Source organism: Nonomuraea sp. NPDC005983, from assembly GCF_040614375.1.
Classification (GTDB): Bacteria; Actinomycetota; Actinomycetes; order Streptosporangiales; family Streptosporangiaceae; genus Nonomuraea.
Genome location: NZ_JBEXUP010000184.1, coordinates 1 through 15,196 on the forward strand (window position 1 = coordinate 1; position 15,196 = coordinate 15,196).

At 72.1% G+C, this 15,196-nt stretch carries 13 protein-coding genes; 6 read left to right on the forward strand and 7 right to left on the reverse strand.

Translation table 11 applies throughout. The features are described 5' to 3' along the window. Nucleotides 1–1,944: helicase (locus ABZ297_RS42295; RefSeq protein WP_355358672.1), on the reverse strand; the 1,944-nt coding region annotated here is incomplete at its 3' end. A 223-nt stretch (nt 1,945–2,167) separates the two neighbouring features. Here ABZ297_RS42295 and ABZ297_RS42300 point away from each other — a divergent pair. Genes ABZ297_RS42300 through ABZ297_RS42325 form a run of 6 tightly spaced genes read left to right on the forward strand, consistent with a single transcriptional unit; the run spans nt 2,168 to nt 8,784 of the window. Next, nucleotides 2,168–3,367, forward strand: a complete 1,200-nt coding sequence (locus ABZ297_RS42300; RefSeq protein WP_355358675.1) for an ROK family transcriptional regulator — start codon at nt 2,168–2,170, stop codon at nt 3,365–3,367. A 13-nt stretch (nt 3,368–3,380) separates the two neighbouring features. Next, nucleotides 3,381–4,718 (forward strand): ABC transporter substrate-binding protein, encoded by a 1,338-nt coding sequence (locus ABZ297_RS42305; RefSeq protein WP_355358678.1) that lies wholly within the window; start codon nt 3,381–3,383, stop codon nt 4,716–4,718. A gap of 4 nt (nt 4,719–4,722) precedes the next feature. Beyond that, the gene (locus ABZ297_RS42310; RefSeq protein WP_355358681.1) at nt 4,723–5,649 is read left to right on the forward strand and encodes a sugar ABC transporter permease; all 927 of its coding nucleotides are present in this window, start codon (nt 4,723–4,725) and stop codon (nt 5,647–5,649) included. Beyond that, nucleotides 5,646–6,533 carry a carbohydrate ABC transporter permease gene (locus ABZ297_RS42315; RefSeq protein ID WP_355358684.1) on the forward strand — a complete coding sequence of 296 codons (888 nt, stop codon included), beginning with the start codon at nt 5,646–5,648 and terminating at the stop codon, nt 6,531–6,533. The genes ABZ297_RS42310 and ABZ297_RS42315 overlap by 4 nt, the downstream gene beginning before the upstream one ends. Continuing rightward, complete coding sequence (locus ABZ297_RS42320) at nt 6,530–7,789, forward strand: 6-phospho-beta-glucosidase (RefSeq protein WP_355358687.1); 1,260 nt, start codon at nt 6,530–6,532, stop codon at nt 7,787–7,789. The genes ABZ297_RS42315 and ABZ297_RS42320 overlap by 4 nt, the downstream gene beginning before the upstream one ends. After that, the gene (locus tag ABZ297_RS42325; RefSeq protein WP_355358690.1) at nt 7,789–8,784 is read left to right on the forward strand and encodes a BadF/BadG/BcrA/BcrD ATPase family protein; all 996 of its coding nucleotides are present in this window, start codon (nt 7,789–7,791) and stop codon (nt 8,782–8,784) included. The genes ABZ297_RS42320 and ABZ297_RS42325 overlap by 1 nt, the downstream gene beginning before the upstream one ends. A gap of 54 nt (nt 8,785–8,838) precedes the next feature. Here the strand turns inward: ABZ297_RS42325 and ABZ297_RS42330 are convergent, their stop codons facing one another. From ABZ297_RS42330 to ABZ297_RS42355, 6 genes are all read right to left on the reverse strand, one after another. Next, a complete protein-coding gene (locus ABZ297_RS42330; protein WP_355358693.1) occupies nt 8,839–10,434 on the reverse strand; it encodes a glycerol-3-phosphate dehydrogenase/oxidase in 1,596 nt (531 codons plus the stop codon). Next, the gene (gene glpK / locus ABZ297_RS42335) at nt 10,431–11,906 is read right to left on the reverse strand and encodes a glycerol kinase GlpK (RefSeq protein ID WP_355358696.1); all 1,476 of its coding nucleotides are present in this window, start codon (nt 11,904–11,906) and stop codon (nt 10,431–10,433) included. Before glpK ends, ABZ297_RS42330 begins: the two co-directional genes overlap by 4 nt. Nucleotides 11,907–11,958: 52 nt before the next feature. After that, nucleotides 11,959–12,708 carry an IclR family transcriptional regulator gene (locus ABZ297_RS42340; protein WP_350813611.1) on the reverse strand — a complete coding sequence of 250 codons (750 nt, stop codon included), beginning with the start codon at nt 12,706–12,708 and terminating at the stop codon, nt 11,959–11,961. Between the two features lie 37 nt (nt 12,709–12,745). Beyond that, a complete protein-coding gene (locus ABZ297_RS42345; protein ID WP_355358699.1) occupies nt 12,746–13,216 on the reverse strand; it encodes an Lrp/AsnC family transcriptional regulator in 471 nt (156 codons plus the stop codon). Nucleotides 13,217–13,239: 23 nt separating this feature from the next. After that, on the reverse strand, nt 13,240–13,833 hold the full coding sequence (locus ABZ297_RS42350) for an ATP/GTP-binding protein (RefSeq protein ID WP_355358702.1): 594 nt from the start codon (nt 13,831–13,833) through the stop codon (nt 13,240–13,242). A gap of 210 nt (nt 13,834–14,043) precedes the next feature. Next, nucleotides 14,044–15,196, reverse strand: a 1,153-nt coding sequence (locus tag ABZ297_RS42355) for a CHAT domain-containing protein (protein ID WP_355358705.1), incomplete at its 5' end; no start/stop codon positions are given.

The following is a 15,196-nucleotide window of genomic DNA, read 5'->3' on the forward strand; positions in this document are numbered from 1 at the left end:
ACCGCCCTCGCGCTGTGCGTTTTGTGTGCTGGGTGGTCTGGGGTTTGCTCCTCGCCCCGCCCCGGCGGGGGCGCCGGTCTCGCGTACGGACGTGGGCGCCCGCAGCCCGGGGTCGATGGTGGCCAGCACGCGGGAGGCGAGCGCCATCAGCTCCACCGGCGTGCGGTAGTTGACGGTCAGCTCCTCCTGCCGCCAGCGCCCGGCCACGTAGGGGTCGAGGACCTCGGCCCACGAGCGGGCCCCGGCCGCCGAGCCGGTCTGCGCGATGTCACCGACGATCGTCATCGAGCGGTTGGGGACCCGGCGCATGACCGCCCGCCAGGCCATCGGCGACAGCTCCTGCGCCTCGTCCACGATCACGTGCCCGTAGGCCCAGGTGCGGTCGGCGGCGGCCCGTTCGGCGGTGGTCAGGTAGGGGCCGCCGCCGCGCTGGCGCTCCGCCAGCCGTTCGGCCTCCATGACGTCCGACAGGCCCGTCAGTTCCAGCACCTCGCGGGCGTAGGCCAGCTCGGCCTCGCGCTCGTGCTCCTCGGCCTGCCTGGCGGCGGCCAGCTCCTCCTCCGCCTGGAGTGCGCTGGCCCGCAGCACCTGCTCGTCGATCTCGCCGAGCAGCTCGGCGGCCTCGTCCAGGAGCGGGACGTCCGACTCGGTCCACTCGCCACCCTCGCGGCGCAGCAGCGCGCGCTCCTCGGGGGTGAGCGCGGCGCCGGCGTAGCCGAGCCGCTCCGGCGAGCCGTACAGGCCCAGCAGCAGGCGCTGGGGCGTAAGGTACGGCCAGAGCCGGTTGAGCGCCGTCCTGACGACCGGCTCGGTGCGCAGCTCCTCGCGCAGGCCGGCCAGCTCGTCGTCGTCGATCAGGCCCCTGCCGAGCTTCCTGGCGGCCTGCCTGGCCAGGGCGTTGAGCACGGACCTGACGAACAGCGAGCGCGCCTGGTTGTGCGGGCGGCGCGAGCGGGCGGCCTTGTTCCTGGCCGCCTCGAGCATGGAACGGTCGATGGTGAGCGTGTAGCGGCCGAGGGTGAGCTCCACGGGCTTGCGCGGGACGCGCTGCCGGTCGCGGACGGCCCGCTCCAGCACCGCCGCCATGCGCAGGTCGCCCTTGACCGCCGCCACCTCGGGACGCTCGCGGACGGTGGTGGTCAGGCCCGGGTAGAGCTCGCCGACCGTCGAGAGCAGCACGTCGGTCTCGCCCAGGGAGGGCAGCACCTGCTCGATGTAGCGCAGGAAGGTGAGGTTGGGCCCGAGGATGAGCACGCCGCGGCGTTCCAGGCGCTCGCGGTGGGTGTAGAGCAGGTAGGCGGCCCGGTGCAGGGCGACGACGGTCTTGCCGGTGCCGGGGCCGCCCTGCACGACCAGCACGCCGTTCAGGTCGGCGCGGATGACGCGGTCCTGCTCGGACTGGATGGTGGCCACGATGTCGCGCATGCGCCCGGTGCGCTGCTCGTCGAGCGCGGCCAGCAGCGCGGCCTCGCCGTTGAGGGTGGCGCGGTCGTCGTCGCTGAGCGAGTCGAGGTCGAGCAGGTCGTCGTCGACGCCGACCACGGCCCGGCCCTTGGTCTGCAGGTGGCGGCGCCTGGTCACGCCCATGGGCGCGGCGGAGGTGGCGCGGTAGAACGGCTGGGCCACGGGCGCCCGCCAGTCGATCAGCAGGCGTTCCTGCTCATCGTCGGTGAGGCCGAGCTTGCCGATGTAGAGTCTGCCCTCGTCGACGTGGTCGACGCGGCCGAAGACCAGGCCGCGCTCGACGGCCCAGAGCCTGGCCAGGCGGGTGGCGTACATCTCGGCGAAGGTGTCGCGTTCCGACCTGTTCTGCATCGTTCCGACGGCGCCGGCGGCCAGCACGTCCTTGAGCTGGCGCTGGGTACGGTCGCGCAGCACGTCGAGGCGGTCGTACAACCGGGTGACATACTGCTGTTCTCTGGCGAGCTCGGTTTGACGAGTCACCGCCGCACCATTATTGTTGTTAATGGGATACTCCGGGCCATTCTCTGCTATTTCCGACAAAGGACGAGATTAGCACGCCTGTTGAGGCACTCCCATCTTTCCTCGCGTCACTCCCTTCCGCATACGGTCACGGCTTGGTTTCACCTCTTGACCGGGGTCGCTGGAACCTTCTACGTTCACATCGAGTTAGGAAACTTTCCTAACTTCGAGTGAAGGAGTGAACGTGAGCGGTCCGGTCCCGGGGACTCCCAGTCTGCTACGTGCGATCAACGACCGCGCGGCCCTGCAGGCGCTCCTCGAGCGCGGCCCGCTGACCCGGCCCGAGATCGGCACCCTGACCGGCCTGTCCAAGCCGACGGCCTCCCAGCTGCTGTCACGGTTGCAGGAGGCCGGGCTGGTGGTGCTCGACGGCATCAGGGAGGGCCTGCCGGGGCGTACGGCGGAGGTCTACCGCATCAACCCGGCGGCGGCCTACGTCGGCGCTCTGGACGTCACCCCCGACAGGATCGAGGCGCGCGTCGCCGACATCACCGGCGCGACCGTGGGCGAGTACACGCTGCCCACGCCGCGCCGTCCCGGCGGGGACCTGGTGGACCGGCTGCGGGCGGCGCTCGACGGAGCGGGCCCGCCCGGACCGCTGCGCCGGGTCGTCATCGGCGTGCAGGCGGCGATCGACCCCTCCACGGGCAGGCTCGGCTACGCCACGGCCAAGGACATGCCGGGCTGGCAGATCGCCGACCTGGTGCCGACGCTGAGCGACGGCCTGGGCGTGCCGGTGTCGGTGGAGAACAACGTCAACCTGGTGGCGCTGGCCGAGCAGTCGCACGGAGCCGCGCACGGCACGTCCGACTTCGTGCTGCTCTGGGCCGACGAGGGCATCGGCTCGGCCATCGTGCTGGGCGGGCGGATGCACAGGGGCGCCACCGGCGGCGCGGGCGAGGTCGGCTACATGCCCACCCCCGGCGCGCCGACGGCCCGCGAGGCCGGGCGCTACGCCAACCACGGCTACCAGGCGCTCACGGGCGGCCCCGCCGTACTGAAGCTGCTGCGCTCGTACGGCGTGCGCGGCACGGACTTCCGCCAGGCCATCGCGAACGCGGTGCGCGCGGCGGACGGCGGCGGGCAGAAGGCCGACGACGCCAGGGCGGGGCTGCGCGACATCGCGGCCCGGCTGGCGGTGGGCCTGGCGGCCATCACCTCCGTCATCGACCCGGGCCTGATCGTGCTGACCGGCGGCGTCGTGCTGTCGGGCGGCGAAAGCCTGCGCGAGCTGGTCGAGCACGAACTGCACGCGCTCACCATCCCGCGACCCCAGTTGCGCCTGTCGACCGTCGAAGGCAACCCCGTCCTCGCCGGCGCGCTCGACCTCGCCCTGGACACCGTCCGCGACGAGGTCTTCGGCTCCACGGTTCCCCTGCCATGAGGAGGCACCCCCCGTGCGCTTCGTTCCCCTGGCCGTCGCAGGGCTAGCGGCCCTGTCGCTGGCCGCCTGCACCGCCGGCAAGGAGGGCGGCCCCGCCCTCGGTTCCCAGCCCAAACCGGCAGGCACCGCGCCGTCGGCGCTGCCCGCCACCACGATCGAGCTGTGGCACGGCTTCTCCGCCGACTCGGAGGTGAAGGCGTTCACCGACGCCATCGCCGGTTTCAACAAGAAGTACCCGCAGATCACCGTGAAGCTGGTCAAGGGCGTCCAGGACGAGCAGATCACCCAGGCCGTGCGCGGTGGCCGGCCGCCGGACGTGGCCTCGTCCTTCACCACCGACTCGGTCGCCGCGTGGTGCAAGAGCGGCGTCTTCCAGGACCTCACCCCGGTGATCAAGCAGGACGGCATCGACCTGTCGGTCATGCCGGCCGTGGTCAACGACTACACCCAGTACGAGGGCGAGCGGTGCGTGATGCCGCTGCTGACCGACGCCTACGGCCTCTACTACAACAAGGCGCTGATGAAGGGTCACCAGCCGCCCAAGACGCTCTCGGAGCTGACCAAGCTGGCCAAGGAACTGACGGTGCGCGACCCCGACGGCACGATCAAGGTCGCCGGCTTCGTCCCCAGCGCGCAGTACTACGAGAACACCCCCGGCCACTGGTCCCCCATGGTCGGCGCCAAGTGGACCAACCCCGACGGCACCTCGGCGATCGGCTCGGACCCCGCCTGGAAGAAGCTGCTGACCTGGCAGAAGGAGCTCATCGACTGGTACGGCTACGCCAATTTGGAGAAGTTCCGCAAGTCGCTGGGTGACGAGTTCTCCGCCAACCACCCCTTCTACAAGAACAAGGTCGCCATGGCGATCGACGGCGAGTGGCGGGTGGCGATGCTCGCCAACGAGGCGCCGAAGATCGACTACGGTACCGCGCCGATGCCGGTCGACGACGCCAAGCCCGACCTGTACGGCGGCGGCTTCACCGCGGGCACCGTGATCGGCGTGCCGAAGGGTGCCAAGCACCCCGAGGCGGCCTGGGCGCTGGTGAAGTACCTGACCACCGACACCGACGCGCTGGTCACGCTGGCCAACGCGATCCGCAACGTGCCGACCACCACGGCCGCGCTGGAGTCGCCGCAGCTGAAGAAGGACGAGCACTTCCAGACCTTCCTCGACATCTTCGCCAACCCGAAGACCACCACGATCCCGGCCCACGTCAACAGCACGTTCAACCAGGAGGCGCTGCAGTCCTTCATCGCCTCGTGGGAGAAGGGCTCCGCCAAGGACCTGGACTCCGGGCTGGCGGGCGTGGACAAGACCATCAACGACAAGCTGAAGCTGTCGGGCGGCTGATCCCATGGCCGCGCGCTCGCTCAGGCGCAAGGAGGGCCTGCGGGCCCTGCTGTGGCTGGCTCCCTGGCTGGTGGGCTTCTCGGTGCTGTTCGCCTACCCGCTGCTCGCCACCGCCTACTTCTCCTTCTTCAACTACGACCTGTTCACGCTGAAGTTCACCGGCCTGGACAACTACCGCTACTTCCTGCAGGACGAACGGGCCTGGCTGTCCATCAGGAACACCGCCTGGCTGGTCGTTTTCATGGTGCCCGCCCAGGTGCTGTTCGCGCTGGGCGTGGCGCAGCTGGTCACCAAGCTCAAGGCCGGGGTCGGCTTCTTCCGCACCGTGTTCTACCTGCCGGCGCTGGTGCCGGTGACAGCCGGGACGGTCGCGTTCGTCTTCCTGATGAACCCCTCGACCGGGCCGGTCACCCACCTTCTCGACCTGGTCGGCATACAGGGGCCCGACTGGTTCGGCGACAAGGACTGGTCCAAGCCCGGTCTGACGCTGCTGGCCATGTGGAGCGTCGGCAACCTCATGGTGATCTTCCTGGCGGCCCTCCTGGACGTGCCCAGGCACCTGTACGAGGCGGCGGCCATCGACGGCGCGGGCGGCTGGCGGCAGTTCCGCAGCGTCACGCTGCCGACGATCCGGCCCGTGCTGATGTTCTCCATGGTCACCACCGTGATCTACACGCTGCAGTACTTCACCCAGGCGATGATCGCGGCCCGGGTGGCCTCGGGCGTCACCGACGCGCCCGGCTCGACGTTCGTCCCCGGCTATCCGGAGATGTCCACGCTGACGCTGCCGCAGTGGCTATTCCAGGCGGGCTTTCGCGACTACTCCATGGGCTACGCCTGCGTGCTGGCCCTGGTGCTGTTCGCCGCGTCGATGCTCTTCACGCTCGTCCTGCTGCGTCAGTTCCGCGGCTTCGAGGAGGTCTCGTCGTGAGCGCCACGCTGGTCGCCGCGCCCGAGCGCGCCGCCGTCCACCGGGCTCGGGGACGGCGCCGCACCAGGAAGGCGCTGTACTGGATCGCCACCCACGCCGTGGCCATGGGGCTGGCCGTCGCCTTCCTCGGGCCGCTGGTGTTCGTCCTGTTCACCGCGGTGATGAGCGACAACCAGACGTTGACCGACGAGCTGCTGCCGCACAGCTGGAACTGGGAGAACTTCGCCGAGGTGTTCGCCCGCTCGCCGCTCCTGCTGTGGCTGCGCAACACCCTGCTGTACGCCGGGCTCGGGACGCTGTTCACGCTGCTGTCGTCGATCCCGGTGGCCTACGCGCTGGCGCGGTTCCGCTTCCGGGGGCGCAGGCTGGCGTTCCTCCTGGTCATCACCATGATGATGCTGCCGCCCCAGGTCATCGCGGTACCGGTCTACCTCATCTGGGCGCGCTTCCAGCTGACCGGAACGCTGTGGCCGCTCATCCTGCCGATGCTGCTGGGTGACGCGTTCTCCATCTTCCTGCTGCGGCAGTTCCTCATCACGATCCCGCGCGAGTACACCGACGCCGCCCGGGTGGACGGCTGCTCGGACTTCAGGACGCTGATGCGGGTGATCCTGCCGATGGCCAGGCCGGGCATCGTGGCGGTCGGGCTGTTCCAGTTCTTCTACTGCTGGAACGACTACTACGGGCCGCTGCTGTACGCCTCCACCGACCTGGACAGCTGGACGCTGTCGGTGGGCCTGGCCTCGTTCAAGGCGCTGCACCACGTCCAGTGGAACCTCACCATGGCGGCCACGCTGCTCGTCATGGCACCGGTGATCATCGTGTTCTTCTTCGCCCAGAAGGTCTTCATCGAGGGCGTGACGCTGACAGGAGTGAAGGGTTGAAACTCGCCGTAATCGGGGGCGGCTCGACGTACACGCCGGAGCTCGTCGACGGGTTCGCCCGGCTCAGGGACGAGCTGCCCGTCACGGACATCGCCCTGATAGATCCGAACGCGTCCAGGCTGGAACTGGTGGCCGGGATGGCGCGCAGGATGCTGGCCCACGCCGGGCATCCGGCCCAGGTGCTGGCCACCGCCTCCGTCGAGGAGGGGGTGGCGGGCGCGGACGCCGTGCTGTTCCAGCTCCGCATCGGCGGGCAGACGGCGCGCAACGTCGACGAGACGCTGCCGCTGCGCTGCGGCTGCGTCGGCCAGGAGACGACCGGCGCGGGCGGCCTGGCCAAGGCGCTGCGCACGGTCCCGGTGGTGCTGGAACTGGCCGAGACGGTCCGCAGGCACGCCCCCGGCGCGTGGATCGTGGACTTCACCAACCCCGTCGGCGTCGTCACCAGGGCGCTGCTGGACGCCGGGCACCGGGCGATCGGGCTGTGCAACGTCGCGATCGGCTTCCAGCGGCGCGCCGCCGCCACGCTGGGCGTCGAGCCGTCGCGTGTCTCGCTCGGCCACGTCGGGCTCAACCACCTGACCTGGGAGCGGGCCGTCTACCTGGACGGCGTGGACGTGCTGCCCGCGCTGCTCGGCGAGCACGCCGAGGAGCTCGCCGAGGGCCTCGGCCTGCGGCCCGGCCTGCTGACCAGGCTCGGCGCGGTGCCGTCCTACTACCTGCGCTACTTCTACGCGCACGACCAGGTGGTGCAGGAGCAGCGGGCCCGGCCGTCGCGGGCGGCGGAGGTGGCGGCCATGGAGGAGCGGCTGCTGGAGATGTACGCCGACCCCGCCGTGGTCGAGAAGCCGGAGCTGCTGTCGCAGCGGGGCGGCGCGTTCTACTCCGAGGCGGCGGTCGCGCTGATCGCCTCGCTGCTGGGCGACCGGGGCGACGCGCAGGTGGTGAACCTCCGCAACGGCGGCACGCTGCCCTTCCTGGACGACGACGCGGTCATCGAGGTGCCCGCCACCATCACCGCCGCAGGGGCCGTCCCGCTGCCGGTGCCGGCGGTGGAGCCGCTGTACTCGGGGCTGATCGCGCACGTGTCGGCGTACGAGCGGCTGGCGCTCGACGCGGCGTTGTACGGCGGCGCGGACCGGGTCCGCGACGCGCTGCTGGCCCACCCGCTGATCGGCCAGGACGCGATCGCCGAAGAGCTGACGGACCTGCTGCTGGAGGCCAACCGCGCCTACCTGCCGTGGACGGTGGGCTAGTGGAGCGCCGCAGACTCGTCCTGGCCGTCGACGGCGGCAACAGCAAGACCGACGTGGCGGTGGTCGCGGACGACGGAGAGGTCCTGGCCACGGGGCGATCGGGCCCGTTCGCCCCGCAGAGCGACGGGGTGGCGGCGGCGGTCGACGAGGTGGAGAAGGCGGTGCACCAGGCGGTCGCGGGCGCGTCACCGGGCGAGAGCCCCCTCGTGGACGCGCGGTTCGACCACGTGGCCGCCTACCTGGCCGGGGCGGACCTGCCGGTCGAGGAGGAGGCGCTGGCGCGGGAGTTCGCCGCCAGGGGCTTCGGCCCGGACATCGTGGTGCGCAACGACACCTTCGCCGTGTTACGGGCGGGGGCGTCGGCGCCGTGGGGCGTGGCCGTGGTGTGCGGAGCGGGCATCAACGCGGTCGGCGTCTCCCCCACCGGGGAGGTCGCCCGCTTCCCCGCGCTGGGACGCCTCAGCGGCGACTGGGGCGGCGGCCTGGGCGTGGCGGAGGAGGCGCTGTGGCACGCGATCCGCGCCGAGGACGGCCGGGGGCCTTCCACCGCGCTGACGACGCTGGTCAAGGCCCACTTCGGCACGGCCACCGTGGCGGACCTGGTGCTCGCCCTGCACTTCGGCCACCTGGACGCGGACCGGCTGCACGAGCTGACGCCGGGCGTCTTCGCCGCCGCGGCCGACGGCGACGCGGTGGCCCTGTCACTGGTGGAACGCCAGGCGGAGGAGGTGACGGTGCTGGCCGAGGTGTGCCTGCGCCGCCTCAACCTGCTGGAGACGCCCACGGAGGTGGTGCTCGGCGGCGGCATCCTGACCGCCAGGGACCCGCTCCTGACGCCCCTGCTGGACAGCGCCTTCGCCGACAGGGCGCCGCGCGCCAAGCTCATCGTGGCGGACGTCCCGCCGATCATCGGAGCCGCGCTGAACGGCCTGGAGCACCTCGGGGCGACGGAGGCCGCCAAGGCCCGCCTGCGCGCCCGCTACGAGCGCCCCTGACGGCGGCCCGCCCGGCGCCACCGCGCGCCGGGCGCTCCAACCTGGCCGGGCGCGTCAGCGGCCCTCCAGCAGCTCCCTGATCCGGTCGCGGACCTGGGGCGTGTCGAGCCCGCGGACGGTCAGCGTGGTGCGGCGGCGCAGGACGTCGTCGACCGTGGCCGCCCACTCGTGGTCGCGGGCGTACAGCGCCTGCGCCCAGATGTCGGGGCCGTCGGGGTGGATGCGCTCCCCCAGCGCGGGATCGTCGCGGATGAGCCTGGCCAGGTCGAACGCGATCGACCCGTAGTGGGTGGCCAGGTGCCGGGCGACGAGCGGGTCCATCCGGGCGCCCGGCTCACGGTCGGACCACAGCCGCATCGCGACCGCGTCGGGGCTGGCCAGGCCCGGCAGCGGCATGGCGGGCAGGATGGCCGCCAGGTCGTCGCCCAGGGGGCGGCCCGGCAGGTGGGCGAGCGTGTCGAGGACGAGCTTGCCGATGTGCCGGTAGGTGGTCCACTTGCCGCCGGCGACCGACAGCATGCCGCCCCTGCCGCGCGTCAGCACGGTCTCCCGCTTGGCGGACGCCACCGCCCCCGGCCCACCGGGCAGCACGCGCAGCCCGGCGAAGGAGTAGGTGAGGTCCTCGCGCCGCAGCTGCCCGTCCTGGACGGCGTGCCCTGCCTCGTCGAGGATCTGGGCCACGTCCGCGTCGGTGGCGCGCACGTCGGCGGGGTCGCCCTCGTAGGCCTCGTCGGTGGTGCCGAGCAGGAGGTGGTCCTCCCAGGGGATGGCGAAGGAGACCCGGTACTTGTCGATCGGGACGGTGAGCGCGGCCTTCCACGGCTCGTGGCGGCGCATGACCAGGTGGGCGCCCTTGGACAGCCGGATGCTGGGCGCGGCGCCGGGGTCCTCCATCCGGCGCAGGTGGTCGATCCACGGGCCGGTCGCGTTCAGCACGAGCCGGGCGTTCACCCCGAACTCGCCGCCGTCGAGGCGGTCGCGCAGGTCGGCTCCGGTCACCGTGCCGCCCACCGTGCCGCCCACTGGGCCGCCGGTCTTGCGCAGCCCGACGACCTCCGCGTGATTGAGCACGACCGCGCCCGCGTCGACCGCGGCGCGGACGGTCATCACCGCGACCCGGCTGTCGTTCATCTGGTGGTCGCCGTAGACGGCGGCGGCCCGCAGCCCCTCCGCCTTCAGCGCGGGCACCTTCGCCAGGGCCTGGTTCGGCGTGATCACCTTCCCGAGGCCGTCGCCGAACACCGACAGCGCCGAGTACAGGAAGACGCCCGCGCCCAGCTTGGCGGCGCCGTGCGGCCCGCCGCGGTAGATCGGCACCACGAACGTGAGCGGCTTGACCAGGTGCGGCGCGATGTCGGCGGCCAGCGCCCGCCGCTCGCGGTGGTTCTCCGCGACGAGCTTGACGTTGCCGGTCTGCAGGTAGCGCAGCCCGCCGTGGACGAGCTTGGACGACGCGCTGGACGTGGCTCCGGCGAAGTCGCCCGCCTCGACCATGGCGACGCGCAGCCCGGCCTGCGCGGCCATCCAGGTGACGGAGGTGCCGAGGATGCCGCCGCCGATGACGAGCAGGTCGTAGGTGGTGGTGGACAGCTCCTGCCGGGTCTCCGCGCGGGTGGCGGAGTGCGCGGCGGGTGTGGTGCGGGAGGTCATGGCGTGCTCCAGTCGAGGCTGCGTTCGATGGCCTTGCGCCAGTTGCGATGCTCTCTGTCGCGGACGTCCTGGCTGACCTGCGGACGCCATTCGGCGGCCTTGTGCCAGTTGGCGCGCAGGCTGTCGGTGTCGGGCCAGTAGCCGGTGGCCAGCCCGGCGGCGTAGGCGGCGCCCAGGCAGGTGGTCTCGGCGACCATCGGCCGTACCACCGGTACGGCCAGCACGTCGGCCAGGATCTGCATGAGCAGGTTGTTGGCGGTCATCCCGCCGTCGGCGCGCAGCGAGGTGAGCGCGAGCCCGGCGTCGGCGTTCATCGCGTCGACCACCTCGCGGGTCTGCCAGGCCGTCGCCTCCAGCGCCGCCCGCGCGATGTGCCCCTTGGTGACGAACCCGGTCAGCCCGGCGATGACGCCGCGGGCGTCGGAGCGCCAGTGCGGCGCGAACAGCCCGGAGAAGGCGGGGACGAAGTAGCAGCCGCCGTTGTCGTCGACGGTCGCGGCGAGCGTCTCGATCTCGGCGGCGCTGGAGATCAGGCCGAGGTTGTCGCGCAGCCACTGCACCAGCGACCCGGTGACCGCGATCGAGCCTTCCAGCGCGTAGGTGGCGGGCGAGTCGCCGATCTGGTAGCCGACGGTGGTGAGCAGCCCGTGCTTGGACGTGACGGGCTCGGCGCCGGTGTTCATCAGCAGGAAGCTGCCCGAGCCGTAGGTGCTCTTGGTCTCGCCGGGCTCGAAGCAGGTCTGCCCGAACAGGGCGGCCTGCTGGTCGCCGAGCGCCGCCGCCACCGGCACGCCGCCGTCGGCCGTGCCGTACACCTCGGCGGACGGGCGGATCTCCGGCAGCATCGCGCGGGGCACGCCGAGCGCGGCGAGCAGCTCGTCGTCCCAGCTCAGCGTGCGCAGGTTCATCAGCATGGTGCGGCTGGCGTTGGTGACGTCGGTGACGTGGCGGCCGGTGAGCTTCCAGATCAGCCAGCTGTCGACGGTGCCGAACAGGACCTCGCCCCGCTCGGCCCGCTCGCGCAGCCCCGGCGTCTCGTCCAGCAGCCAGCGGATCTTGGGGCCGGCGAAGTAGGTGGCGAGCGGCAGCCCGGCCCGCTCGCGGAACAGCTCCTCGTGCCCGGCCAGGGAGCGGACGAGGGCGTCGGTGCGGGTGTCCTGCCAGACGACGGCGTTGGTCACGGGCCGGCCGGTGCGGCGATCCCACAGCACGGTGGTCTCGCGCTGGTTGGTGATGCCGAGCGCGACGAGCTGGCCCGGGTCGATGCCGCTGCCCGCGACGGCGTCGGCCAGCACGGCCTGGACGGCCTGCCAGATCTCGGCGGGATCGTGCTCGACCCAGCCGGGCCTCGGGAAGATCTGCCGGTGCTCGCGCTGCGCGACGGAGACGATCCGGCCGTCGCGGTCGAACACCATGCACCGGCTGGACGTGGTGCCCTGGTCGATGGCGGCGACGTAGTGCGGTCGAGGCACGGGGTTCCTCACTTCAGCTTGTTCGGCATCGCCGAACACGGGGGGTGGTTGATCATCGGCTGAGGTCTCGGGTGATGGCACGGGCGGCGTCGCGGACGTAGGAGACGACGTCCATGCGTGGCTCACCGCCCTCGGCGAGCCGTTCGAGCGCGCCCCTGACGCCGATCGCCCCCACGGTGACCGCGCGGCGGTCCCTGATCGGGGCGGCGATGGAGACCTCGCCCTCGACCAGCTCCTCCACCTCGGCGGCCCAGCCCCTGCCGCGTACCAGCTCCAGGTCCTTGGCCAGGTCGTCGGGGGCGACCAGGGTGCGCCCCGTGAACGCGGGCAGCGGCTCGGCCGGCGCCTCGCCGTACGGGTCGTAGGCGAGCAGCACCTTGCCGAGCGCGGTGGCGTGCGCGGGCAGCATGGTGCCGACCTGCAGGACCTGCATGCTGTCGTCGGGCCTGAACACGTGGTGGACGACGAGCACCCCGCCCTCGTGCAGGGTGCCGATCCACACGCTCTCCCTGCTGCGCCCGGCCAGCGCGTCGGCCCAGTTCAGCGAGCGGGTGCGCAGCTCGTTGACGTCGAGGTAGCTGCTGCCGAGATGCAGCAGGGTGCCGCCGAGCCGGTAGCGGCCGGTGGTGGCGTCCTGCTCGACGAAGCCGACGTGGACCAGCGTGCGCAGGATGCCGTGCAGCGTGCCCTTGGGCAGGCCCATCGCGCGGGCCAGCTCGGCCACGCCCAGCTCGCGCGGCCCCGAGGCGAGCAGCCGCAGGATGCCGGCGGCGCGTTCCACGGACTGGATCGTCTCTCCCACGCCGCCGACTCTAGCGTGGTTCGGCATTGCCGAACAGTCAGGCCGGATTTTCCTCGCCGGGAGGCTCCGCCAGCTCGGGGGCGCGGTGCTCGTACGGGGTGCTCAGCACCACCGTGGTGCGGGTGGAGACGTTCGCCGAGGCGCGGATGTGCTGGAGCAGCTCCTCCAGCGCCACGGGCGAGGCCACCCGGACCTTGAGGATGTAGCTCTCGTCACCGGCGACGCTGTGGCAGGCCTCGATCGCGGTCAGGTGGGCCAGCCGCTCGGGGGCGTCGTCGGGCGCGGCCGGGTCGATCGGTTTGATCGACACGAACGCCGTCAGCGGCAGCCCGACCGCGTCGTAGTCGACGACGGCGGCGTAGCCGCGCACGACACCGCGCTTCTCCAGGCGGCGGACCCGCTGGTGCACGGCCGACACTGACAGGCCGGTCTCCCTGGCCAGGTCGGTGAAGCTCATCCGGCCGTCCGCTGCCAGCAGTGTGACGATCCGGCGGTCGATCTCCTCCATCGGTCAAAGGTAGCCGGTGATGGTCACGACATGGTCCCGACGGGGGTGGGGCCCGAGCGCATCGCGTGCTCGACCAGCGCGATGAGCACCTCCCTGCCCGAGGCGCGCTTGCGGGCGTCGCAGCGCACGATCGGGATCTCCGCCTCCAGTTCGAGGGCCTGGCGCACGTCGCCGACCGTGACGGGCCTGGCGCCGTCGAAGCAGTTCAGCGCCACCACGAACGGTGTCTCGCGGCGCTCGAAGTAGTCGATGGCGGGGAAGCTGTCGGCCAGGCGGCGCGTGTCGGCCAGCACCACGGCCCCGAGCGCGCCCATGGCCAGCTCGTCCCAGACGAACCAGAACCGTTCCTGGCCGGGGGTGCCGAACAGGTACAGCATGTAGTCGTCGCGGATGGTGATGCGGCCGAAATCCATGGCCACGGTCGTGGTCGGCTTGGACTCGACGCCCGACAGGTCGTCGATGTGCGTGCCGACGTGCGTCAGCGCCTCTTCCGTACGGAGGGGGCGCGTCTCGGACACGGCCCCCACCATGGTGGTCTTTCCCACGCCGAACCCACCCGCGATCAGGATCTTGATCGCCGTCGGCAGCCGCCAGCGGTCAGAGCGACCGAAGTCCATCGAGCACCGCCATGGTCAGTGGTATCTGTCAAGGTGCGGCGAAAGGTCATTCCCGCATCCTCAGCATCGGGCCACCCTAGCAACGCCACAAATTCCACTCAAGCCACAATCTAGCCCATCAATCAATATGTCACCGTTTGTCGGTTATTGCGGGCACTTGAGAAGATTTATCGCTCAACAGTCAAGGGGGCTGTCAAGTCGGCGGCGCCGTCAGCCCGCGCCGATCGCGACGAACGAGACGTCGTCGCCCCGGGCCTGGCACAGCGCCTCGGCCAGGCTCAGCCCGCGGCGTAACCCGGCGTGCAGGCCGACCATGACGGGCACCGCCGTCTCGTCGTTCACCGGGACCACGCTGGCGACGATGCCCGCCGTGCCCAGGCGCAGCAGCGCGGTGGCCAGCCCGAGCACCTCGTCCGCGCCGACCGCGGCCATCTGGCCGGAGTCGCAGCTCGACAGCACCAGCCGGTACGGGGCACGGCGCAGCCGTTCCAGGTCGTAGCCGGTGAGCGGGCCGTCGTCCAGCAGCAGGGACGAGAACAGCGGGCTGTCGGCCCTGAACGTGCCGTGCGCGGCGACGTGCGCCAGCAGGCAGCCGTCGATCGCGTCGAGCACCGCGCGGGTGGTGGCCGAGCCGCCGCCCAGGACGGCCGGCGGCGTGGGGGCCTCGTCGTACAGCCCGGCGATGGCGCGTACCTCCTGCTCGGCGTTGGCCACCTCGGGCCCGCGCACGAGCACGATCGAAGCGTCGCCTGGCCGCTCGGCCGCCTGCGCGCGCAGCCACGCGCCCGCCGACGGGGCGATGCTGAAGGCCCTGCGCCGCAGCGACGGCAGCAGCCCCCACGGGGCCTCGTGCAGCCTGCTCGGCGGCACCACCACGACGGGGCCATCGCCGAGCCTGCCCGCCACCGGCCCGAGCACGCTCGCCTCCAGCCTGGCGCCCAGCTCGGCGAGCGCCGCCCGGTCCGGCCGCCGCTCGTAGGCGAGGCGGCGCAGCCGGGAGCGGGCGAACTCGATCTCGGCGACGGCCGTGGCGGCGGGCCCGACGGCGAACCTGCGCACCCGGCCGCCGCCGCAGAGCAGCACGTACAGGACACCGTCGACGATCACCAGCTCGGCCAGGCACCCGTCGCCGAGCGCGGCCAGGATCTGCTCCGCGCCCGGCCCGCGCTCCCCCCGCCCCGCCGCGCCGCGCACGTGCAGGGTTCCGGCCCTGACCTGGGCTTCGAGGCGGGCACGGTCGCGTTCCAGCGTCGCCGCGGACGCCGCGCCGCTGGAGCGGGCCACCGCCAGCCGGTGGTCGGTGTCGCGCAGCGCGGCGAGCCGGGCCAGCAGCTCGGGGTTCTGCGGCGGGCGGACGGCGGGC

Excerpts from the sequence above, each read along its gene's own strand:
- ABZ297_RS42310 (WP_355358681.1), top strand. The coding sequence starts at position 4,723 with ATGGCCGCGCGCTCGCTCAGGCGCAAGGAGGGCCTGCGGGCCCTGCTG.
- ABZ297_RS42330 (WP_355358693.1), bottom strand. The coding sequence starts at position 10,434 with ATGACCTCCCGCACCACACCCGCCGCGCACTCCGCCACCCGCGCGGAG.
- ABZ297_RS42345 (WP_355358699.1), bottom strand. The coding sequence starts at position 13,216 with ATGGAGGAGATCGACCGCCGGATCGTCACACTGCTGGCAGCGGACGGC.
- ABZ297_RS42350 (WP_355358702.1), bottom strand. The coding sequence starts at position 13,833 with ATGGACTTCGGTCGCTCTGACCGCTGGCGGCTGCCGACGGCGATCAAG.